Genomic DNA, 22804 nt, shown 5'->3' with positions numbered 1-22804 from the left:
GAGCCGATACAGGTGGGCATGGCGCTGCCCTACAACCGTCATCGGCAGCGGTAACACTGCGTCCTGCACATGGGTGCAGCGGCCCGCAAGCGACAGCCCGCGCAGCCAACAATGCCCGCCGCAGGGCCTTCAACGGGCCCGGCAAGCCCCTTGCGGACACTGGCCGGTTGCATCCATACGCCTGCGTAGCCAAGTGACGAAAGCCCTTGGTGCGCTACACTTTGCGGTCTAGAAATCTATACAACAGTCGCGCGCGTGCGTGCGGTTATGGGAGCGCTAATGAACTGGTTGAACGAGGTGCTGAACAACGACCCGAATCCTGTGGAAACCCAGGAGTGGATCGAGTCGTTGAAGGCCGTTATTGATGTCGAGGGCTCCGAGCGCGCGCATCAGCTGCTGGAAGGCATGGTGGAACTGACCCGTCGTTCGGGCGCCTACCTGCCGTTCTCTCCCACCACCGAGTACGTCAATACCATCGAGCCGCAGCTCGAGGCCAAGAGCCCGGGCAATGCCGAGCTGGAATGGCGCATCCGTTCGATCATCCGCTGGAACGCGATGGCCACCGTGGTGCGCGCCAACCGCAAGCCGGGTGACCTGGGCGGCCACATCGCCTCGTTCGCCTCCGGCGCCACCCTGTACGACGTGGGCTTCAACCACTTCTGGCGCGCCCCGAGCGAAAACCACCCGGGCGACCTGCTGTTCATCCAGGGCCACAGCGCCCCGGGCATCTACGCGCGTTCCTTCCTGGAAGGCCGCATCAGCGAAGAGCAGCTGGACAAGTTCCGCATGGAAGTGGACGGTGGTGGCCTGTCCTCGTACCCGCACCCGTGGCTGATGCCGGAATACTGGCAGACCCCGACCGTGTCGATGGGCCTGGGCCCGCTGGCCGCCATCTACCAGGCGCAGTTCATGCGCTACCTGGAAAACCGTGGCCTGATCGAGAAGTCCGACCGCAAGGTGTGGTGCTTCATCGGCGACGGCGAGAGCGACGAGCCGGAAACCCTGGGTGCCATCGCCCTGGCCGGCCGTGAAGGCCTGGACAACCTGATCTTCGTGGTGAACTGCAACCTGCAGCGCCTGGACGGCCCGGTGCGCGGCAACGGCAAGATCATCCAGGAACTGGAAGGCGTGTTCCGTGGCGGCGGCTGGAACGTGATCAAGCTGCTGTGGGGCGGTTACTGGGATGCCCTGCTGGCCAAGGACAGCGACGGCGTCCTGAAGAAGCTGATGATGGAAACCGTCGACGGCGAGTACCAGAACTGCAAGGCCTTCGGCGGCGCATATACCCGCGAGCATTTCTTCGGCAAGTACCCGGAAACCGCTGCGATGGTCGCCGGCCTGAGCGACGACGACATCTGGCGCCTGAACCGTGGTGGCCACGACCCGCACAAGGTGTACGCCGCCTACCACCAGGCCGTGAACACCAAGGGCATGCCGACCGTCATCCTGGCCAAGACCGTGAAGGGTTACGGCATGGGCAGCGCCGGTGAGGCACTGAACCCGACCCACCAGACCAAGAAGCTGGACGACGAAGCGGTGCGCCACTTCCGCGACCGCTTCAACATTCCGGTGACCGACGCGCAGCTGGCCGACGGCCAGGTGCCGTTCTACCACCCGGGCCCGGATTCGCCGGAAGTGCAGTACCTGCAGGAACGCCGTGCCGCGCTGGGCGGTTACCTGCCGCAGCGCCGCCGCAAGGCCGACAAGACCTTCGTGGCGCCGAAACTGGAAGCCTACGAGCGCCTGCTGAAGAGCAGCGGCGAGCGCAGCTACTCCACCACCATGGCCTTCGTGCAGAGCCTGAACATCACCCTGCGTGACAAGGAACTGGGCCCGCACATCGTGCCGATCGTGGCCGACGAAGCCCGTACCTTCGGTATGGAAGGCCTGTTCCGCCAGATCGGCATCTACGCGCCGTTTGGCCAGAAGTACAAGCCGGTCGACGCTGACCAGCTGATGTTCTATCGCGAAGACCAGAGCGGCCAGGTGCTGCAGCAGGGCATCAGCGAGCCGGGTGCGATCAGCTCGTGGATGGCCGCTGGTACCAGCTACTCGGTCAGCAACGTGCCGATGCTGCCGTTCTACATCTACTACTCGATGTTCGGCTTCCAGCGCGTGGGCGACATCGCCTGGCAGGCCGCCGACATGCGTACCCGCGGCTTCCTGCTGGGTGGCACCGCCGGCCGCACCACGCTGAACGGTGAAGGCCTGCAGCACGAAGATGGCTTCAGCCATCTGGTGGCCGGTGGCATTCCGAACGTGCGCAGCTACGACCCGACCTTCGGCTTCGAAGTGACGGTGATCCTGCAGCACGGCACCAAGCGCATGATGGAAGACCAGGTGGACGAGTATTACTACGTCACCCTGATGAACGAGAACTACACCCACCCGGAAATGCCGGAAGGCGCGGCCGAAGGCATCGTCAAGGGCATGTACCTGCTGACCGACGCCGGCAAGCCGAAGAAGGGCGAGCTGCGCGTGCAGCTGCTGGGTTCGGGCACCATCCTGCGCGAAGCCATTGCCGCGGCCGAGCTGCTGGACAAGGACTTCGGCGTGACCGCCGATATCTGGAGCTGCCCGAGCTTCAACGAACTGCGTCGCGATGGTTTCGACGTGGAACGTGCCAACCGCCTGCATCCGGAAGGTGAGCAGCGCAAGGCCTACGTGACCGAGCTGCTGGAAGGCCGCCAGGGCCCGGCGATTGCCGCTACCGACTACGTGCGTGCGTATGCGGACCAGATCCGCGCGTTCGTGCCGATGTCGTACACGGTGCTGGGTACCGATGGATTTGGTCGTTCGGATACGCGTGCGAACCTGCGCCGGTTCTTTGAGGTGGACCGGTACTACATCGCGCATGCCGCGATTGCGGCGCTGGCGAAGGAAGGGAAGATGACCGCGAAGGATGTGGCCCGGGCGATCAAGCAGTACAAGATTGATCCGGAGAAGGCTAATCCTGTTGGGGTTTGATTGATCTTAAGTTAGAAAGAGGCGATCCTTCGGGATCGCCTTTTTTATGTCCGGAAGAAATGGAGTTTTCTGGGATGGGATCCTTCCGTCTAGAGTTTCGTCGAGGATTGCCGCCTGTGCGGTCGCCCGATACGTACGTTGTTTGCCTCTTCGAAAATAATTGGGATGATTGGTTTAAATTTGAGACCACATTCAATCTCGGAATTTATAAACCCGACGGTAGCTATCATTCGCTGGGAGAGATAAAGATTGGCCAAAAGGGACTTGGCGGAGAAAAGAGGAGGCCTGAGGTTCCTTCTCAATTTGACGAAGGGCTCGGAGGACAGTTTTTCTCATTGGGGCAGGGGGAATCATATTACGAAGCTATCAGAGGGCTTGGGTCTGCTATTGCCGAAGAAATACTCAAGGCCCTGCGCGACTGTGCCTTTGATAACGCTATTTTCATTGAGAATAGGCATGAAGAATGCATGGAAGTATCTTTGCTTAGGTCAATTCATGATGCGGAGGTGACTGGTAGGTTTCACCGGCTGGCGCACGGAAATGCAAAATTAACGCCATACAACTTTGAGTTCTCTAATAAAAATTTAGAACTTCCGCTTTCGCTTAAATTCTCCGTGATTCCGGAATCAGTCCCTCCGACAAATGTGCATGTGATCATTGGGCGGAATGGTGTTGGGAAGACTTATGTCATGCAGGCGATGCAGCGAGCCCTGCTAAATGATGGAAGTTCTCCATTTTCGCTCTCGTTACGAGAGAACGTCGGCGCCGCTTCTGGCGATCCAGTGGGTTTCGCGGGGATAACGGCAGTTTCATTTAGTGCATTTGATGAATTTAAGTCAACTGAAGAAAGCTTAAAGTCAACCGCCAAGATAAAGGTCGATTACGTTGGTTTGCGAGATCATGGGAGCGGGGTATCCCGAACGAAAACGCCTTCTGATCTAACAAACGATTGGGTTAAGAGCTTGGAGAAAATTCGTCTCGAATCAAAAGACGCTGTGTTGCGGAAGGTTATAGAATCTCTGAGCTGCGATCCCATATTTTCATCACTTGATGTTGCCCGCTATGCGCTCTCCGAAGGCATTGATCAGGCGCGGATTTTCTTCGGCTTGTTAAGCTCAGGGCATAAGATTGTCTTGCTCACGATGACCGAGCTTGTGAGGGTAGTTGGCGAGAGGACTCTGGTGCTGCTCGATGAACCTGAAGCTCACCTTCATCCGCCATTGTTGGCGGCATTCATACGGTCGCTCTCAGATCTGCTAGTTTCGAGAAACGGCGTTGCGATTATTGCGACGCATTCGCCAGTAATTCTTCAGGAGGTTCCTTCTGAGTGTGCATGGATACTAAACAGATCCGGGCAATCGATGGTCGCTGAGAGGCCGCTGGGCGAAACATTTGGAGAGAATGTTGGGCTAATTTCCAGGGCTGTGTTCTCACTTGAAGTAACTGAGTCTGGATACAACTCGCTTATTCGCAAGGTTGCGAGAAGTAATCCTGGAATGTCGTATGATCAGCTCATAGAAAAATTTTCTGGTCGTCTCGGAATTGAAGGACGGTCTCTGCTTAGGGTGGCGATGGCAGACGGTGCGAATCATGATTCCAAAAAATGATGACTTCGGGTCTGTTTATTTAAATTGCGTTAAAAACAAAATTCCGCATTCAATCAGAGATAGGATGAGTGCCGTAATTCCGCATATTTATCAGACATATGTTGAGTACGTAGCAAGAGGGTCTGACGCAACGTTGCATGCCTTCCCAGTAGTTAATGCTTTCGATGGATCGGAAGGTGAGGTCACGTGTGCGGAGGTTCATGCCCTATATGATTCCGCAATGATTAGGAAGTCTGGAGGGGGGCGCGCCGATTACGATCGGATAAGAACCAGTACGAAGCTAGGAGTATGTCCGTACTGCGGGCAGCTCCCTGTAAAAACACTGGATCACTTTCTTCCGAGGTCGAAATGGAAGATGCTTTCAGTGTGCCAGATCAATCTTGTTCCTGCCTGCAGAGACTGCAATTCGGAAAAAAAGGAGTACACGCCAACGTCGCCTAGTAATACGTTGTTTCATCCCTACTTCGATGATTCGGATAAGCACAGGTGGCTTGCTTTCGAGGTCATCCAGCTGCGCCCCATCCAATTTCTGTACAAGGTTGACTGTAGTGCAGAGGATGCTGTTTTTTTAGCCCGTGCTCAAACTCACTTTGAGAAATTCAACCTCAAGTTGTTGTATGAGACCCAGGCTGCTACGGAGATATTAAGCCTGTCAGCGTCACTGTTCCGACTTCACTCTCTTGCCGGGAGGGAAGGTGTCAGGCAGGAGATGCTGGCTAGGGCTTCTGACAATGAAGCTGTATCGCTGAATTCGTGGCGTTCAGCGCTATATCGCGGTGCAGCGTCCAGCGATTGGTTTTGCGATCTGAGTTGGATGTAGACAGCTAATGCTATTAAGCACGGGGCAGCAATGCTGCGCCCCGTGCCGAATCGCATTAGGCCTTGCTTACCATTTCTGCGCGAAGTTGGTCCTTACGCTCTTTGATATGAAGGAGTTCAGTCCATGTCCTTGAGTTGCGAGAGTCTTCATCTGAGATACGATAGCTAGGCCTGGCTTGGTAGCGTCATATAAGTAGTTCCTCCATTTTCCGCTGGCAAATACGACGTGAATTGAAGTCGCAGTTACTTCGTAAGAAATAATGTTGGAGTCGCCGTTCAGATTTAGGTACGGTGTCATTACATTTTCCCTTTTGTAAATTGTCGTACAGAGCAACGATCTAGTTGTCGCGTTCTACCTCTCAGAACTCCTGGGTCAACATGTTGACAATCCGAGCGCTAACGGGCGTATTTGCTTCCTAAACGTCACGTTAAAGTCTCGGAGGAAGTGCGTTGAATTCAAATTAATTTATATAAATTTGATGCTACTTTCATGTCATTCATGAAATTAACAACACGCAGGTATGTTCCTGCTGGCGGACGACGTCACTCGGCAATTTTCCGGTCGCTTCCATCACTGGAATGGTTGCCGCTCATCTTTCCTTGACCAACAAAGGGCCAGAATTCAGAAGCGGAATTTGATCGGCGAATAGAAGACTTATGCTCCATCTGCTTCGACAAAGCGATCTGAGATGCACGCGGGAAGGACACGAAGATATGTAGCAGCATCTTCCGCAACTCTCAACTGCGACTCAGGGCGCTCTGCTAAACGTTGAGCCCACTCTCGTCCAGGATGGAGTACATCCCACCGGGGCCTCATACCCGCATGCCGCCCTTTTCCAGGATTGTGGTTCCCGAATCCGTCGATCAGCGAATTCCAGACAGGGGTGAAACGAGAAATGATGAGGGACTCGCCGAGCGGGATCCAAATGTCATCGACAACCAGGAAGCGGCAGAAAAAGTCCTCGAGGTTCAGGTTCGTCGCAGCCTTGATGCTGTCCGCGTGCTCCTTAAGTCTCTTAAAGAGGACCTTGCCAGGCGGAACATCGGTGCCTGCCCCCATACGAGCGCCGGCTGGAACAGCCTTCCCCACATAGATGGGTAGCATGAACTTTCCATCGTTGTTGAGTCGAGCTATTTGCTCATAAGCTTCGAAGCCGCCTGTGTAGTAGATGGCATAAATGCCTGCACCATCAAACTGGGGAAGCTGGCCAAGTGGATGCACTTCCTTCGTAAGCAGAGCCTCGGCAACGCTCGCGCCAAGGTTCTTCTTATCCAGTGGATTGAATGGAATTACTTTGGCCGTCATGCGCGCTTTCTTTTGGTGTTTGCTTCATTCTTAGCGATTTGTGACAGTCCCGCAATCGCGAGCTGTTCCGCAACACTGGCCGCAACCCGCTGGCCCAGCAGCACGGGGACTGCATTCCCAAGCTGCCGCATGGTTTCCGACCAACTGCCATGGAACTGGAATCCATCGGGGAACGTCTGGATTCGAGCGCTCTCTCGGATGGTAAAGTAGCGTACCGAGCCGTCATCCTTCACCAGCATGTTCTCTCCGCCTGGCACGCCATGACCGCCGGCCTTGAGCGTCTTTGCAGGCAGATCGAGTGGGCTACCGGTATGCCCGGGGTAGGAGCGCGCACCTGCCTGGTAGATGTGGTTAGCGAACTTCTTTGCTTCGCGACCTTCCGGATCTGGAAGCCCCTGTAGTGCATCACGAACCGTTCGCCATGCCTGTGTCGGCAGCATCGTACGGAACTGCTGCAACTTGGCAACGCGCGCGGTGAGCTTCGCAGGCATTTTGGGCTGACGTATGCCGTGACGCTTCCAGTAGATCCCGGTCACCCATTGGTCATGCAGAAGAGCATCGTAGCTATGGGTTTCATGCGGGAACGACCATTCCACGCCAAGATCGTCTCTGAAGCCCACCAAGAACACACGCTCACGCTTCTGCGGTACACCGAAGTTCGCAGCATTTACCAGCGTAGGGATGACATTGTAAGTGTGGCCCTTTCCCTTCCGCTTGCCTGATGTCTTCTCGACCTGAAGGCGCGCAAGGTGATCTGACCAGTCCTCATCCTTGCGGGGAGGGACATCCGGGAACTCCAACTGCAGTTGAATGTAATGGAAGTAGTTCGCGAACTTGGCGCGAGTCAGACCCTTCACGTTCTCAACAATGAAGGCCTTCGGCCGCAGTTGCCTAATGATCTCGACAGTCGCCGGGAACATATCCCGTCCGTCTTCATGCGCCTTGTGTTTGCCGCCAATAGAGAATGGCTGGCAGGGTGGGCCGCCAGCCAGAAGCTCAATGTCCTGCGGGATGGATGACCAGTCGAATGAGCGGACATCACCTTCGTGAAGGGTCCAGCCGCGGACAAGGGGGTAGTCGCGCCGTTGATTCTCACGGACCGTGTCACACGCCCACTTGTCCCATTCGACCACGGCCAAGTGTTCGAAACCGGCAATTTCGCATCCCATGGCCAAACCGCCGGCTCCTGCGAAAAGCTCAACCGATCTCATTCCAGTACTCCAGTGAATTTTGCTTGATTGGACCAGTGGTCCACATAGACTTGGACGCGATCATCCTTCTTCCGAAATGAAGGATGGCGTCGTGCTGAGTGAGATTTCCATGCCCAAAGCCGACAACACTGCAATCAGCTTTCTGCTGCCGAGCTCAGAAAGGCGACCCCTTTCGAATCGTGAAAGCAGTTCAGCAGTTACGCCGCTGGTCTTCGCTACGTCGATCTGCTTCAAGCCCAGCTGCTTACGCCTAGCAGCTACCTGACAGCCTAGTTCTTGGAGGGTCGTCACGCCCGTCTTCCGTACTCGATACGCCTCAATTATTGATCTATACGTCAAGTGAGGCAAGTGAAATCCGGACGGGAAGGATCTCTCTCTGCTGTCTCAGGAGCTGAGACAACCAGGCGGGGAGCCCTACGCCCAGGCACATTGTGACCGGTGCCAGGCTAGCGAGTCAGGGCTGGCCGAAAGTGTCGCTGATACTGGAGACGCCAGTTCCTTGCCGACAAGGTCGCTATAGCTTGATTGGTGCAATGCAGGGGCCAGAGACACCTGCAGGGACATCGGGTCCACGGCGATAAGGTAGAGGTCAAAAAGGGTATGAACGTCTGCGCGCAACAGAAGACCGTTGCTGACCACGCTACTCGACTGGCCGGAATAGGGGCGGATGTGGGCCGCCTCAAGCGCATCGACCACATCGCACCCAGTCATCGCACACCGACCGCCGTATGCGTCCAGCAGTGCCTTGCGGAAGGCAGGCTGCCCGCGGCGCCGAACGATAGCTGCCAGCACACGCCGCCTCTCGTCCACCTCGTCTGTTGGGGAGAAACTGCCAGATGCCTCTGCCGCTTTGGCCTCTTGCTGCAACAGTCGCCTTGTACGACCAGATACCGACGTGAGCGTCTCACCGGAAAGCCCGAGGAGCTTGGCAAGTTTCGGCTCAACCTTTGCACCCACGTTCGATGCTGGAAGAAGCCCGGGTAGCCAGGGCTTGCCTGCCTGATCCAGAACGTGGGAGATGTTCTGCATGCGGTACTCCCAGGCCTTGGACGTACGCCCGTGGCGGGCGGCCAGTTCCCGATAGACCCTTGCCTTCTCAAGGGCTGATCCATTGGCAAGACGGGCTTCCATTTGGCGATACGCCTTAACGGCAGCAGCCAATTCGTCTTCAGTCCACCCACTCACAGCCTTCCCCTGTCCGCGACCGCACGTGGCGTCCTGGGGAAAGTATGCCGCAAACGACACAATGAGCCGCTAATGGCTTGGCGCGGATGAGCGCGGCGTGTCAGCGCAAGCCGCAGGCTGGGCAGGCTCGTCGATACGTCTCGTAGGTGGAGTCCAGCTGCAAAACCCTAGTCGGACGGACGTAGTTGGCTACTCCAGCGCTGGAGTAGAGTTTGAACGCAAGGCGCCTCACTGGTTTGGCCTATGAAACCTAGGATGAGCAACTGTGATGAGGAATTGTCCACCAGCAGAGCGGGCTCACCTCGGCAAGTGAGCCCGAAGTACCTTGCTTCAAAGCGTGCGGCGCCGAGGGCTGCGTCCTCAGCCGCTAGGCTTAGCGCATCTTCGCGCATGACCGCAAACTCCGCAGCCGTGACCTTGGGGTAGGTTTTCAGCTCCAAATCGCCTTTTGGCCGGTGGAAGTGGGCGAGCGCTGAACCAATCAGCGCTGCCAAGCACAGTACTGCGTACGTCAGAGACTTCATTGGAAGTCCTGCAGATCAGAGGCGAACGGCCAGTGGGGCCGCGACGACAGCCCGCAGCCTATTGCTTGAGGTTCAAGCCTCGGGTGCTACTCCCGAACATGCAACCGCTCAGCAACCTGCGCAGTCAGCGCCACACACGCCATCTTCAACCCTTCCATCACCCGATCCCCCAGGTACTCCTCGGGCGCGCCGTTCTGCCGAGTCCGTTCCGCAGCCAGCATCAGCTCTGCCACCACACGCAGCCCCGCCAGCGCGCAATCCGCATCCGCCAGCTGAAGACACCGCCCGGGCAGTTGATGCCTCTCCGGCCAGGGCTGGCCATCCGCAGCCGCACCGGTTCCGATGCGGTGCAGCGTAGCGACGAAGGCGTTGGGATCGACGGAGGGTTCGCGCTCGGGTTCGGCGTTGTCCGGATCGTACTGCGCGTGCAGGGAACGGAAGTCCGATGTGTTCATGGCAATGCTCCGTACAGGACAGATAGCAGCGCCACCAAGAAAGGTGGCGGACGGTGCGGGCTCGAAAACCGGTATGTACCAGACCGGCGGATCCGAAGATCCCCACGCACCGCCCGCCATGGAACGCGAACGGATTGCCAGCCGGCGCCACACAAAAGGTGACGCCGGCCGGCAAGCGCATACATCTGGTACATAGACGGGTTTTCGAGTCCCGCGCCACCCTTTTCCGGTGGCACGCCAAGAGATACCCGTGCAGCAACCAAATGCCAAGAAACCACAGGACTGATGATTGCCAGTCCTGACGCTTTCGGCATTGTCGCACACGGTGTTAAGCCGGCAAGCGATTGCGCTGCAACGCTCTTGAAGGGCTTGGCGCTATTGGCCCCAAGCGCAGGAGCGCCCGCAGCGAGGGCGATGGCCTAGGGTCAATAGCGACAAATTGGAGTAGCGGTTCAGTCGGGCGGCGCCTCGGCCGTGGGCACGAAGGTCAGACGGACCCGCACCCGCGCATGCTGCGCGATGCCCTCAACCACGACCGGATCAAAGCGCCATTGGTCCACTGCGGCAAGCGCCGCACGATCAAGCTCCCGCGATCCGCTGGACCGCGCCACCATCACGTTGGAAACGTGGCCCAGCTCATCCAGTTGAGCAATCAACAGCACCACCATGGGGGCCTGCAGGAAGGTATCGGGCGGCGTGGCGAGGGCCGTTGAATACACAACGGCGGGCGCCCGCTGCAGCTTGAAGGTGGGGTTGTCACCGGCCTCTACAAACACTTCAGTGGAAACCTGCGGGTCTGCAGCCATGGCCATGGCAGGTGTGGCGACCAGCAGCATCAGAACGAGGTTCAGTGCCAGGGCGGTGTTCAAACGGGGCATACGTGGTATCCATTCCGGTGCGCTACAAGCATAGCGGCCATCCCCTGGCATCGCCTGCCTTGAATGCCGGTGTGCTGGCCAGCTGCGCGGATCACACATGCGCGCCCGGCCGTGGCCACAGCGCATCGTCACGCTCCAGGTCGTAGTCGCTGCCGAACGCCAGCGCCGCCTCGCGTGGTGGGAGGTCTGCGTAGCAGCCCAGCAGGTACTCATCCATGCCGGCATCACTGTGGTCGATGGCGAACAGGTGGATGAGCTCCTTGTCGAAGGCTTCCAGCCATGTGGGTTCGATCTTGGTCATGTCGTCCTCCAGTGGGGAAGGGGAGGATGGCTGGAACGCGTCTCAAGGCGTGGGACGCATGCTTGACCAGGTTCCGAATCTCGCAGTGATCTGATTGCACGAGGTGGAAGGTCGGGGTAGAACGGGGCAGACTCGTTACGGCGCGCCATAACTAAAGAAGGCGAAAGAGCATGGAAGCATTGAAGTCGAATCAGCCTGTGCCTGGCGAGTTCTATCTGCTGATGCCTGACACGACCCGAAGGGGAAGAGGGCATGGCGTTGAGATCGAGAATGAGGACGCACTGCTGACGCCTCCCAGGCTGATTATCCGCCCCCAAGAAGGCGGTTTCCCTGCTCTGGCTCAGAGACCGCGTCTGGTTCTCGATCCAAAGCTGGGGGAGCCACCGCAGGACCTCGAAGGAGGAATGAGCGGCTACTGGTTGGTATCAGAGCGCCTCAAGAAGGTCTTCACTGAAATCGATCCCGACGCCTTTGAGTTTGTAGAGTGTGATTACCTGCTTCCGGACGGCGCAGAGGGCCCAGCGTACTGCCTGTGCGAGGTTGCTCGCGAACTTGATGCCGTCGATGAGGAAGCATCGAAGCTTCGGATCATCGTTGATGAGGGCTATCCGGGCGGGAAGTTCTACGACCTTCGTGGCGGAGCAAGCTTGGCGTTCAAGAGGGAAGTGATCGGGGGCAGTCATGTCTTCAGGAGCCCGTACTCCGGCGATCTTGCCTACTGCGATCGCATGTTCCGGGATGCCATACGGGATGCGGGAATCGGAAGTGACAGAGAAACGCGCGGTCTGAGGTTCAAGGACGCATTCAGAATATGAGCGAATTTCACACAGCCTCGCTGTCAGGTCCAAGTGTGATCGATGTAAGCTCTCTCGCAGATCGTATTGCAAGAAGCCCAAAGGAAAACGACGATGGAATCGATGGCAATCAATGGGCCTGAATCGGGAAGATTCTTCCTGTTTGCGCCGGACCTGGAAAGCAATCGTTCGTTCAGAGGAGCGGTCTTCGAGAACGTTCAGGCGCTGCTGTCGCCACCGCGGTTAATCCTCCGGCCGGAGAACGGTGGATTTCCCGAGCTCCGGGAGATGCCCCGAATTGTGTTCGATGCTTCACAGGGGCCTGCGCCGCGGGATCTGGAGGGTGGTTTCAGCGGGTACTGGCTGGTCTCGGAGCGGCTCCAGCGCGTAATGAGCGCGTTGGATCCAGGTGCCTTCGCATTCGCCGAATGTGATGTTCGCTTTGCAGATGGCGCGCAGGGCCCACGCCACTTTTTGTGCGACGTAGTCAGGGAGCTGGACGCGGTGGACGAGCTTCGTTCACGGCTGGATATCGAGATTGACGATGACTTCGTCAATGGGAAGTTCTACTCGATTGCAGGCGGTGCCAGCTTGGCCTTCAAGAACGATGCACTGGCAGGAGCGCATGTCTTCCTCACGCCATTCAGCACGTTCGTGATCGCTGATCGCCAGTTCGTGGATGCTGTGCATGCGGCGGGAGTGCCGGATGATCCGGAGTCGAGTGGAATATCTTTCATTGATGCATCAGATATCTGATTAGGTGCAGCTGCACGGAAGGAGCCTCCAGATGCCTCGAGTCGTTCCCAGTTTTCAGCAACATCACGCCATCGAGCAACAGACGCTCGGCAATAGTCGCTTGCTCAAGGCTCTGGCTGATGCGGGTCGCTTCAACATTGATGCCGATCAGAACCTGATCAATATGCCCCACGACAAGGCGCTCGCGGAGGCCTTGGGAGTGTCACCTCACAGCGGCGGACCGATTCGTGAGTATCGAATCGGATTGGAAGCCAATCTCGCCCGTCTCGAGCAAAGCCGGGATGGCCGAGCAGCGCTGGCCGGCGACCCGGAGGCAATGGATCGTATCGCTGCCAAAGTTCATCGGTTGAGCGACATTTCACAGGTCGGCCTGGTCAACGGAGATCTGCGAACGAACACTGCTTTAGGACAAAGCACCGATCAGGCACGTGCCCAGACGAGGGATTTCTACAGGAGGCCCGAGGAATACGCCCTGCAGCACTCTGGACAGCTGGAGCACCACCAGCAGTCTTCCGTTCTTTCCAGGCAATGGAGCGTCGTTACACCCAACGAGAGCCGCGTTGTGTACACGCTCCAGCACTTTCAAGGGTCCGGACAGCCGCTGATACGTGGCGGCAACATCGAGCTGCAGCGCAACGGATTGTCGAATGCCATCGCTGATGCCCATCATGCCGGGCGTCTCCAAATTTCCCCGGGCGGCGTTCTTGTAGTTGAATCTGTTCTTGGTGAAGAGGCCGCGTCACGCCTTCGTGCTCCGGTTGGGCAACGCGGCGGAGTTACATTGGACCTCCTCCTCGGCGAAGCCTCCACCAGCCAGCTGATCCGCTCCGGCGGCCTGCTTGCCTCCGGCGCCGATGCCGTCATCACCGCGCGCCGCACCACGCAGCTGCTGGAAGAAGGCAACGGGACCGCCGCCCAGTCCGAGCTCACCCATGCCTTGGCGCGCAACGGCGGTGGCTGGGTCGGTGGCATGGCCACGGCATCGGTGATCGGCACCTCCAGCTTCGTCCCTGCGGCCATCGTCGCGGGCGATGCGCTGCTGATGAGCAAGGCGTTCGACAAAGGCGCCGATCTGCTCGACAACCGTGCCGTCTACCGGCAGACCGACAAGGCCGATGTCACATGGCAGTTCAATGGCCTCAACTGGCAGCGCCAGGCGATCATGGACAGCGCGGGCGATGGCCTGGGCAATCCGGCTGAGCGCAGTGTGGGCGCCAGTTACGAGAAGGCCCGCGAGCTTGGCGCATACGCCCATGTAAAAGCGGTAGAGCTGGCGCTGGGCAAGGCACCGCCGCCGCAGGATCCTTTCAGTATCCCGGCGAAGGACGGCGAGGGCCGTCTGGACAATCCCAACTGGCACCGCGATGCGCAGACCGAACAGTGGACGCGGCAGGTCAAGATCGGCGTGTCCGGTGCCAACGACCGGGGTGTGTATGAGACGCAGACCGCCAGCCCCGAGCGCGCCAACGAGTTGAACCGCGAGGCGGTGCAGCGCATCGAGAACAACATCGCCAACGGCAAGGCCGCCATTGCCGCCAGCTACCTGGAGACCTACGCCGCTACCCGCGCCAGCGACTTCGTGCCGCTGGTGCCGGAAGCGGTGGAGCAGGCGCGTGCCAGGCCCGACGCCATCCAGGGCTCGGACAACCAGCTTTACCAGCGCGATGAAGAAGGGCAATGGCACCACGCTGGCCAGATCGCGCAGGGGAACATGGCGCTGGAGCTGGAACTGACCCGCACCATCCAGCAGCCGTCGCTCGATCAGTTCAACCAGACCATTGCCGCGTTGGACGCGCGACCGTTGCCGTCTGCGGCGGAAGTGAACCAGAACGAGCTGCGCCACAGCTACTACGCTGCGGGCGTTGCGCTGTCACCGGCGTGGGAGCAGGCCATTGCCCTGGCCACGGCACGCACGCGCGAGCAGCACGGCATTACGGGTCCCACGCTGCAGGAACTGGGGCCTGTAGCCGAGGGCAACGCGGGCGCGTCCCGGCCCATCACCCATTACCAAGTGGGTCAGGATGGCGTGGCGCGCGCCGTCGCGACCACCAGCACGCAGGAGCTGCAGGCCGCATGGAATGAGGTGCGCGCGCGTGCCAATGAGCAGGCGCCGTTGCCCGACTCGCCCGAGCTACGCATTGCAGCGCTGTCGGCGGGTGAGCAGGAGGCGTACCGGCAGGCAATGCAGGAGGCAAATCGGCTGGGTGCTGCGCAGGTAGATGCAGGACAGGCTGCACGAGCAGCCGCGCAGGTGGCACATGGCGACAAGCCATCCGAGCAGGATGGGAACGTGGAAGTGCGGCCTGAAGAGCCGGCGACTGCGCAACCCATCGCGCCTGCGGCGGTTGCGGCAGCGCCGCCCGCGATAGGGGTCACGCCACCACCTACTCCCGCGCCACAGGACAAGCCCGCGCCTCAGCGGCACGCCGAGCAGCGCGATCCACCGCGGCGTGAGGCGGAGCCCCAACCTCAGCCCCATCCAAACAGCGAGGCGCCCACCGAAAACCGTACCGCCTCACAGACGCCAGAGCCCGCGGGGCCTACGCAGGCACCCACGGCCGCACCTGAGCGCGCGACGCCACACGCTGCCACGCCTCTGGCAGCGGCAACGCAGACGGTGCCCACGCAGCGCACAGAGCAGGCATCGGAGCCGGAGCGGATGGCCCCGGTGCCTGCGGTTGCCCCCACTCCAAAGCAGGACATGGCAGTGCAGGAGGTGGAACCGGTGCCCTTCAAGGAGCCGCTGCCTGCTGAGCCCGCGCGCGATCCATGGCCTTTGGAGCAGGAAGCGGCACAACACGTGCCAGAGCCCGAACCGGCTCCGTTGGATGACCTCCAGCCCGTCACTGCGGCTGTCACTGTTCCTGCCGAGCCCACGACAGCGCCAGGCCCTGAACCGGCCGCGCCGGCACCGGATGAGGCATCGGGCCCGAACCGGGCGCTGCAGGACCCCACGCAGCCCGGCCACCCCGATCACGCGCTGTATCAGCAGATCCGTGAGGGCGTGGAAGCGCTGGACGCCAAGCACGGCCGCAGCTTCGATGAAGTCAGCGAACGCATGACAGCCAGCCTTCTGGTACTGGCCAAGGACAACGACCTGGAACGGGTGGACCATGTGCTGGTGAGCAACGCTACGAGTGAACATCCGGTCGGGCATACGCTGTTCGTGGTGCAGGGCGAACCGAGCAATCCGGCGCATCAGCGCGCTGCGATGCCGACCGAGCTGGCGGCGCAGACATCAGTTGAAGAGTCACTGCAACAGTTCGACTCTGTCAGCCGTGAAGCGCATCAGCGTGCGCTTGCGAATCAGATGGATCAGCAGCTGGAAGACCAGCGGGTGCAACACGACATCCAGATTCGTGCGGCCAGCGCGGGATAATCAACGTGTGAGCTGCACTGGGCGACCTGCGAAAAGGACCGAAGATGAAGCCACAAGGAAAGCGCCGGATCTGCATGCTCGCTGGACTGCTCGTTCTTCTGGCTACGGGGTGCCGACCCGAGGCGGCTCGCGACGCAGGCTCGATAGCAGAGGCCCATCGTCCGGATCTGGTGCCGCTTGTGCGCGCCATGCCCACCTCGGCAATGGATGAACCATTGGCAGTGGAATTCGATGTGGATGTTCCCAGCAGGAATTCCTCTCCAACGCTCATGATCGGCATTCGGGTCAATCGTACGGACGACGTCCCGGCACTGGAGGCACTGGTCGATGTTCAGGCATCCGGGCTCCAGGCCAACGTCTCCATGGCGCGCCTGGAATCGGGTGGATGGAAGGACGTGCCGTTGCTCCGGCTGGAGTCGATCATCGGGGAACCTGCCCGGACGATTCCCATCCCTGCCGATGGTCGAGTAACCAGCGCGTGGCTGGACGATGCTGACGTACTGGCGCTGCAGAATGCTGGGCTGGAACGACCCGGCGACACCTATGCACAGCTGGCCTTCGCATGGGCGCGCAATCCGTCGCCGGGCCGTTACCGGGTTGAAGTGCAACTGCATTCGCCTCTGACGCAGCTTGATCCGTATCACCCCGAACTGCTGATTGCCTACCTGCGCAGGCCCAAGTAGCGAAGGAGTCAGCTTCTTCCCCTTGGGATTGCTGGCTGGTTCACACATTCAGCATGCCAGTCGTGGCCCCAACTTTGTCCTCCACCTGCCGCCCATCTCACCTATGCCATCATCCGGCCAGGACCGCAGCACCCATCAAGGCTGAACAGGCATGGAGCAGGCAACACGCTACACCGCAACGCTGTACCTGGCCGCCCCCGGCACTCCGCTAAGAAGTGGGGGCATTTCGCCGCGCGGCCATATGTATCTGCAGGTGGCCGCGGGCGACGAGGCCCACAGCTATGGCTTCGCACCACCGCGCCAAGTGCCGGGCGAAACCCGCTCCGGCGTGCAGTACGCGCAGGTTCGCCACGATGATGCGGACGAGCATCTGGACCCGTACTACAGCCGCACCCTGGAAATCACCGAGGAGCATTACGGCTGCCTGCGTGATTTCGCTGAGGAACCGGCCGAGTTCGAATTTGATGTGGATCGCCCGGCCACCATCAATCGCTGCAGCGATTTCGTCTGGGCGGCGCTGCACTACGCCGGCCTGCATCCGCTGCCGGCGCCGCTGGATGGCGGCAGCAACCTGGGCGAGTTCGCGGTGTTGTTCAACCTGCCGGAAATCCAGTGCATTGCCGCGCCGTTCCCGGGCAGCGATCTGAATGCCGAAACCCATCATGCGATGCCCGAGCGCGAGGCCGAGCACCATCGCCAGGGTGACCGCGCCAGCGATGAGCCGCCGCCGACGCCGATTGAAGTGGCCGGCACGCTGCTGGACCCTTCTCATCCCGACCATCGCCTGTTCTCGCAGCTGATCCAGAAAGTGGCCGAACTGGATGCCGCGCATGGCCGCCCGTTCGATGCGGCCAGCCAGCGCATCAGCGCCAGCCTGCTGGTGCTGGCCAAGCAGAACAATCTCTCGCGCGTGGACCACGTGCTGCTCAGCCAGCCGACCAAGAGCAGCCATGCGGCAGAGAGCATCTTCATCGTGCAGGGCGACCGCAACGACCCCGGGCACCGCCGCGCCAGCATCGCCACTGAAGTGGCGGCCAAGACGGATGTGGCCGATTCGCTGCGGTTGAAGGAGCAATGACGCGGCCACAGCGGCGGGGGGCGGTGGTACTGGCGGTGCTGGGCGCGCTGGCGGCATGCCGTGCGTCACCAGCGCCTGAGGTTGCGCCGCCCCTGCTGACGCGCGCACAGGCCGAGTCCCGCACGGTTGTGCCGATCACGCGGGCCGTGCAGTTGCAGAAGGCCGGTCGGATTGCCGAGGTCACGTTTGATTTGCCGGCACCCCAGAAGCCGGCCATTCCGATTCTGAACATCGGGTTGCGGCTGCAGGATACCGACGCGCGGCGGCTGCTGGATGCTTCGGAGAAGATCACTCTCGGACGTTTGCCAGCGCGGCTGCGCCTGGAGCGGATTGATGGCAGCTCGGCTCGTCATGTACAGCTCTGGCAGCGTACCCGCGATGGACGCGACTCGCAGAAGATCGCCGATGATGGCGTGGTCACAGACCTGACGACGGGGAGTGTGGACATCAACAGCTTGGCCGAGGCCGGGTTGTACTCTGAAGACGTGCTCTATCGCACGCTGCAGCTGGCGCAGGCCGGAGGCATTGCACCCGGGCGCTACGTTCTGCTGGTCGACCTTGTGGAGGATCGACCCCAGCTGGATGGCCTGAAAGCAGAATTGATCATTGGCTACCAATCACTAGGAAAGTAGACATGCACAAGGACGATGCCGAACGCTACAGCGTAACCATCCATCTGGCGGCCCCCGGCACGCCGCGCTACGGCCGTGATGCCGAGGGAAACAGGTTCCTGCTGGAGCCTTCGTTCGCGGGGCACATGTTCCTGTCGCTGCGCCGTTCGGGTGAACCCTTGCCGGAGAGCATTGGTTTCACCCACGCAGGCACCAAGGACGAGCCGAACAGGGGCAAAGTCGATGACATGGACGTGTCGGTCTACGACAAGCCCCGCTTCGAGCGCACGATCGAGATCAGCAAGGAGCAGTACGACCGCATCCTCGAGTTCTCGGCGGACCCGAAGAAGCACGGCTTCGACATGAACTACGACTTCTTCGCCAACGCCTGCACCGATTTCGCATGGGGTGCCCTGAACCACGCAGGCCTGCGACCGGTCGGGCTGGCCGGGGAGATCACCAACTACGAGGGCGCCACCAAGGTCCTGGACAACATCCGCGCGGTCAACGCCATTCCGCAGCAGGTGAAGGGCAGCGAGCTGGACAGGGTGCAGTGGAACCCGATGCCGAAGCAGACGTTCCGCGAGTGGATGTTCACCGAGAACGGCGAGCAGTGGCGCGGCAACAGTGCACTCGCGGCAAGCGGCACGCCCGCAGACCCGGCGCACGACGATCATGCCCGCCTCAACCAGATCCACCAGCAGGTGGCCGACCTCGGCGCTTTCGGTGCACGCAACGGCAATGTCAGTGCCAGCCTGCTCGCGCTGTCGAAGGAGCAGCAGTTCTCGCGCGTGGACGAAGTGGTGCTGGGCGAGCAGCACGGTGATACCGCACCGAAGCTGTTCATCGTGCAGGGGGACCCCAGTGACCCGGCACACCAGCGCGCCAGCATGCCCGCGGAGGTTGCAGCGCAGGCACCGGTGGAGGCCTCGTTCGAACGGGTCGCGCAGTTGCAGCAGAACCCGCCGCAGCGCGATGTGCAGCGCCTGCAGGAAGAGCAGCAACTGCAACAGAGCCACGGCCCACGGATGGCATAGCCGGCGGACGCGGTTCCAAGGTCGAACGTCTGCCACGCTCAGGCAGACGCACGCCACGCCCCCCACCTGCTACCATTCCCCCGCAACCCCAGCCAGCCCACCCTGCGCAGACAGATGCGGGGCGGGCCGTCGCAGTACGGCCCAGCGAGCCAGGACACCTTCCCGTGCCCATTCAAGGACGCTCGCATGTTCCGTAATCCTCTTTTCCGCTCGGCCGCGCTGGCCGTTGCCGTTTCGCTCAGCCTCGGCGCGCCCTCCGCGTTCGCCGACAACGCACCCGCCGCCAGTGCCACCGCCGCTGTGCAGCGCCAGGCCGTGGCCAAGGGCCTGTACGAGCTGGCCTACAGCCCGAAGCAGAACGCCGTGTTCGTGGCCTCCTCCGGCGGCTTCGGCGATGACGCCGGCCCGGCCCAGGTGCTGCGCCTGAACCCGGCCACGCTGGCCGTGGAAACCCGCATTCCGCTGGAGCGAAAAGCCTTCGGCGTGGTGCTGGATGACGCCCACAACCGCCTGTACGTGGGAAACACCGTGGACCTGTCGGTGACGGTGGTCGACACCGCGCAGAACAAGGCCGTCGGCACCATCCAGCTGATGGAGAAGAAGACCGGCAAGGATGGCAAGGCCGCCTACACCCACGATCTGCGCGAGCTGGTGGTCGACAGCGCGGCCAACCGCCTGTACGTGACCGGCCACAGCAGCCAGCCGGACGTGAGCAGCGTGCTGTTCGTGATCGATACCACCACGCTGAAGGTGATCAACACCATCGACGGCCTGGGCAATGCCAAGGCACCGGGCCTGGCGCTGGATGCGGCCAGCAAGCGCGTCTACACCAGCAACCTGCTGGCCGACCTGGTGGTGGTGGGCACCGATTCGAACAAGGTGGTGGCGCAGCACAAGATCGCCGCCGAGCAGCCGATGAACATCGCGCTGGACCCGGCCGGCAAGCGCCTGTTCGTGACCGATCAGGGCTCGGAATTCCTGCGTGGTTACCAGGCCAAGAGCAGCGGCCTGGTCAGCAAGCACCCGGGCCAGCGCGTGCTGGTGCTCGACCGCAGCACCGGCAAGGAACTGGCCAGCATCCCGACCGACGCCGGCCCGCTGGGCATCCTGCTGGATGCACCGCGCAAGCGCCTGTACGTGACCAACCGCGAAGCCGGCACGGTGACCGCTTACAACAGTGACAGCTACCAGAAGGTGGCCACGTACACCGTGCCGACCCACCCGAACAGCCTGGCGCTGGATGCGAAGAACAACGTGTTGTTCGTGAGCATCAAGAACGGCGAGAAGGATGACAAGGGCGCCGACGAGAGCGTGGCGCGGATTCAGCTGTAATGCGATGACGCCGGGCCACGCCCGCCGACGTGCCGCGTGAAGAAGGCAGGGTGCAGACCCTGCCTTTTTCTTTGCCCGGTTGCAGTGCCGGAGGCCGCCCGCTAGGGTTGAAGCCCATGGCAGGGAGCCAAAGGGTCTGAATCATGCTGGGTATCCATCGCTGGCTGCGTGCCGGCCTGTTCTTCACGCTGGCGGGCGCACTCGGCGGCTGCAGCAGCAGCGTACCGGACGCGCCGGAGCCGCTGGATCTGGTCAAATCGATCGACGTTGCCGAACCCGGCCAGGAGGTGCGGTTCGAATTCGAGACGAATGCCCGCAACTTCTATCCGGGTCGACCCTATGTGCTGGATCTTGAGGTGCAGCGACACGGACCCGCGCCTGACAGTGAGCCTGACATGGACAGTGTTCATGTTCCCTTCCAGTTGTCCCTGCAGCGCTGGGTCACAGGTGCCTGGCAGGACGTTGCAACCTCTGATGTCTATCAGGCAAGGGCGCGCAATCTGGGTGAGCCGCTCCCCGAATGGCATGCATCGGCAGACTGGCGCTACGCGCAGCAGGTATCGATGGACGCCAGCCGATACAGGTTGAGCATCGTCACGCTGCCGATGGAAACGGGTGCCCGCTACCGCCTGGATGTGCGCACGGTGCAGTCCACCGCTGCGCTCCAGCATTACCCGGCACAGCTGCGGGTCCATGCGGACCCTCTCTCGGGAAAATAGTCGCCATCCCACTGCTGGAAGGAACTGAAGGATTCTTCTTATGGATAAGCCGCGCTACACCGTAGAAATCGTCATTGCCGCACCTGGTACGCCGTTGGTGGACGAGAGAGGTGTACAGAAAGTTGTGGATGGGGTTCCGCAAACATCCGGGCCAGGGCACATGTTCTACGTGCTCCATGGGCCGGACAATACCACGCGGAGTTTTGGCTTCGCGCCTTCCGAGCATGGAAGCATGAACGGGCCGGGCGAGGTCATGAAGACCGATGCGGCCGAGTACAAGAGCCCCCATTACAGCCGCACGCTCGAGATCAGCGAGCAACAGTACAAGAAGCTTGAGTCGTTCGGCGCGCACCCGGATAAGTACGGCTTCGATCTGCAATACAAGGACGTGCGCCACAACTGCGTTGACTTCACCTGGGAAGCGTTGAACCACGCGGGCATCGAGCGGAAAAAGAGCATCGACGTGAACGCGCTGGGAGGCGGTATTGGTCAATTGCTTCCCGATGTCCGCATTCCCTTGGAGAGCAAGGGCGCAGGCAAGGATGGATTCCGACCGCTGCGCAACATCCATGGTGTGGACAGCATTGATCCGCCGTTTCCGGACAGCGAGCTCAATCAGAAGAAAACCAATCCCTTGCCCGCGCGCAGCTTCCAGCAACGCATCCTGAGCGACGCTGAGGGCGTGGGCGAACGAAGTGGTGATCATCTCGCCAGGCACGGCAACGATTTGCTGCTCTCGCAGATCCACCAGGGCGTGGCCCTGCTCGATGCAGAGCGGGGCCGCGCCTTCGATGCCACCAGCGAGAACATCAGCGCCAGCCTGTACGCCCTGGCCAAAGCGAACGGCCTGACCCAGGTCGACCACGTGCTGTTGAGCGATCGTACGGCGCAGGCCGATGTGGCGCAGAACATCTTCATCGTGCAGGGCGAGCGCGACGACCCGGCACAGCTGCGCGCCAGCATGCCAACTGCGGTGGCCGCGCAGACACCGGCGGAAACCTCGTTCGAGCGTGCCGAGCAGGTGTCGCAGTCTGCGCAGTCGCGCACGCAGGATGAGCTGCAGCAGCGCCAAGTGCAGGAGCAGTCCGGGCCGCGTATGGCCTAGGGCGGCAAGCGCCACGGCGAGCCGGCATTCTCGCGCTGGGCCGCCAGCAACGCTGGA

19 protein-coding genes are annotated in these 22804 nt (G+C 60.7%); 12 read left to right on the top strand and 7 right to left on the bottom strand.

The genetic code is table 11. The annotated features are described in order from the left end of the window. The first annotated feature begins 279 nt into the window (after positions 1–279). The gene (gene aceE / locus ABE423_RS13650; protein ID WP_106466883.1) at positions 280–2967 is read left to right on the top strand and encodes a pyruvate dehydrogenase (acetyl-transferring), homodimeric type; all 2688 of its coding nucleotides are present in this window, start codon (positions 280–282) and stop codon (positions 2965–2967) included. 74 nt (positions 2968–3041) lie between these two features. Further along, positions 3042–4574 (top strand): AAA family ATPase, encoded by a 1533-nt coding sequence (locus tag ABE423_RS13645; RefSeq protein ID WP_346486411.1) that lies wholly within the window; start codon positions 3042–3044, stop codon positions 4572–4574. Between the two features lie 1474 nt (positions 4575–6048). Here the strand turns inward: ABE423_RS13645 and ABE423_RS13640 are convergent. From ABE423_RS13640 to ABE423_RS13610, 7 genes are all read right to left on the bottom strand, one after another. Further along, positions 6049–6699, bottom strand: coding sequence for an Eco29kI family restriction endonuclease (locus tag ABE423_RS13640; protein ID WP_346486409.1), 651 nt, complete (start codon positions 6697–6699; stop codon positions 6049–6051). Then, complete coding sequence (locus ABE423_RS13635; protein WP_346486407.1) at positions 6696–7910, bottom strand: DNA cytosine methyltransferase; 1215 nt, start codon at positions 7908–7910, stop codon at positions 6696–6698. Before ABE423_RS13635 ends, ABE423_RS13640 begins: the two co-directional genes overlap by 4 nt. 60 nt (positions 7911–7970) lie before the next feature. Then, positions 7971–8201, bottom strand: coding sequence for a helix-turn-helix transcriptional regulator (locus tag ABE423_RS13630; RefSeq protein WP_227838124.1), 231 nt, complete (start codon positions 8199–8201; stop codon positions 7971–7973). Between the two features lie 123 nt (positions 8202–8324). Beyond that, the gene (locus tag ABE423_RS13625; protein ID WP_346486404.1) at positions 8325–9041 is read right to left on the bottom strand and encodes an HNH endonuclease; all 717 of its coding nucleotides are present in this window, start codon (positions 9039–9041) and stop codon (positions 8325–8327) included. 664 nt (positions 9042–9705) lie between these two features. Next, a complete protein-coding gene (locus tag ABE423_RS13620) occupies positions 9706–10074 on the bottom strand; it encodes a hypothetical protein (RefSeq protein ID WP_049412215.1) in 369 nt (122 codons plus the stop codon). 452 nt (positions 10075–10526) lie between these two features. After that, positions 10527–10952, bottom strand: a complete 426-nt coding sequence (locus ABE423_RS13615; protein ID WP_346486402.1) for an energy transducer TonB — start codon at positions 10950–10952, stop codon at positions 10527–10529. Between the two features lie 91 nt (positions 10953–11043). Further along, positions 11044–11253 carry a hypothetical protein gene (locus ABE423_RS13610; RefSeq protein WP_346486400.1) on the bottom strand — a complete coding sequence of 70 codons (210 nt, stop codon included), beginning with the start codon at positions 11251–11253 and terminating at the stop codon, positions 11044–11046. A gap of 170 nt (positions 11254–11423) precedes the next feature. Between ABE423_RS13610 and ABE423_RS13605 the strand changes: the two genes are divergently transcribed. The 10 genes from ABE423_RS13605 (at position 11424) to ABE423_RS13560 (ending at position 22747) form a co-directional block, all read left to right on the top strand. Continuing rightward, positions 11424–12068: a DUF1629 domain-containing protein gene (locus ABE423_RS13605; protein ID WP_346486398.1), complete on the top strand. Its 645-nt coding sequence runs from the start codon at positions 11424–11426 to the stop codon at positions 12066–12068. Between the two features lie 93 nt (positions 12069–12161). Then, positions 12162–12803, top strand: coding sequence for a DUF1629 domain-containing protein (locus ABE423_RS13600; RefSeq protein ID WP_346486396.1), 642 nt, complete (start codon positions 12162–12164; stop codon positions 12801–12803). A 31-nt stretch (positions 12804–12834) separates the two neighbouring features. After that, positions 12835–16182, top strand: coding sequence for an XVIPCD domain-containing protein (locus ABE423_RS13595; RefSeq protein WP_346486394.1), 3348 nt, complete (start codon positions 12835–12837; stop codon positions 16180–16182). A 44-nt stretch (positions 16183–16226) separates the two neighbouring features. Further along, positions 16227–16865 carry a hypothetical protein gene (locus ABE423_RS13590; RefSeq protein ID WP_346486392.1) on the top strand — a complete coding sequence of 213 codons (639 nt, stop codon included), beginning with the start codon at positions 16227–16229 and terminating at the stop codon, positions 16863–16865. Positions 16866–17016: 151 nt separating this feature from the next. Next, the gene (locus tag ABE423_RS13585; RefSeq protein ID WP_099479146.1) at positions 17017–17943 is read left to right on the top strand and encodes an XVIPCD domain-containing protein; all 927 of its coding nucleotides are present in this window, start codon (positions 17017–17019) and stop codon (positions 17941–17943) included. Further along, entirely contained in the window at positions 17940–18575 is a 636-nt protein-coding gene (locus ABE423_RS13580; RefSeq protein WP_346486389.1) for a hypothetical protein, read from the top strand. Before ABE423_RS13585 ends, ABE423_RS13580 begins: the two co-directional genes overlap by 4 nt. A 2-nt stretch (positions 18576–18577) precedes the next feature. Beyond that, entirely contained in the window at positions 18578–19591 is a 1014-nt protein-coding gene (locus tag ABE423_RS13575) for an XVIPCD domain-containing protein (protein WP_346486387.1), read from the top strand. Positions 19592–19777: 186 nt separating this feature from the next. After that, entirely contained in the window at positions 19778–20923 is a 1146-nt protein-coding gene (locus ABE423_RS13570; RefSeq protein ID WP_346486385.1) for a YncE family protein, read from the top strand. 143 nt (positions 20924–21066) lie between these two features. Continuing rightward, positions 21067–21642: a hypothetical protein gene (locus tag ABE423_RS13565; RefSeq protein WP_346486383.1), complete on the top strand. Its 576-nt coding sequence runs from the start codon at positions 21067–21069 to the stop codon at positions 21640–21642. 40 nt (positions 21643–21682) lie between these two features. Continuing rightward, on the top strand, positions 21683–22747 hold the full coding sequence (locus tag ABE423_RS13560; RefSeq protein ID WP_346486381.1) for an XVIPCD domain-containing protein: 1065 nt from the start codon (positions 21683–21685) through the stop codon (positions 22745–22747). Positions 22748–22804 lie beyond the last annotated feature (57 nt).

The sequence above is a fragment of the Stenotrophomonas sp. TWI1409 genome, from assembly GCF_039673015.1.
GTDB classification, from domain to species: Bacteria; Pseudomonadota; Gammaproteobacteria; order Xanthomonadales; family Xanthomonadaceae; genus Stenotrophomonas; species Stenotrophomonas maltophilia_A.
The sequence above is the reverse complement of the archived record's forward strand: the minus strand, read 5'-3'. Positions and strand labels throughout refer to the sequence as shown.